Source organism: Pedobacter sp. 05L430 (assembly GCF_056397585.1).
This window is the reverse complement of sequence record NZ_JBFTNT010000623.1, coordinates 1-561: the sequence shown is the minus strand read 5'-3', so window position 1 is coordinate 561 and position 561 is coordinate 1. Positions and strand designations below refer to the sequence as shown.

The window sequence follows — 561 nt, the reverse complement described above, 5'->3', positions numbered from 1 at the left end:
CTCTACAACCTCACAACAGCTTATAAACACCGCAAATCCGGTAATCGACAGAAATTTAAATGTACTGTATAGTATTCCGGCAAGCGAAACAAATAAGCTGCTTGGAAAACCTGCAGGATCTTACAGTACAACCATAATTTTTAGTTTTGTAGCGCTTTAGAAACGGGTTACTCCTACCTTGCGCCGCTCGTCTTTAATCTCAAAATTCAATTGATTATCTGGTTTATCCGGACTTAGCTCTACTTTATTTTCGGAGTTGCCGATGCTAAATGACATACCTTCTGTTTCGACAAAAACGGCATATGTACCTGCAGGCAGATAAAAAGAGTAATTTCCCGAAGCATCGGTTAGTGTTTTATATATTTTTCCACCTGCATCCTTTGCGTTGACACGTATTCCAGAAAGGATCGGACTGGTGTTTTGATRGCTTTTTTCTATTACCTGCATTCTCCCTTTTAAAACAATAGTTTTTACCAACGGAATCTCCATCGATTTGTTTTTAGTAATGATAATTGATATCGGTTCCTGCATTCCCCAATTCTTACTATTAACCACATAAAC

At 38.0% G+C, this 561-nt stretch carries 1 protein-coding gene; it reads right to left on the bottom strand.

Annotated elements, in window-relative coordinates:
- Window positions 1-156: 156 nt before the first annotated feature.
- The coding region (locus tag AC1DG9_RS27670) for a hypothetical protein (protein WP_477635778.1) at window positions 157-561 on the bottom strand (405 nt) is incomplete at its 5' end.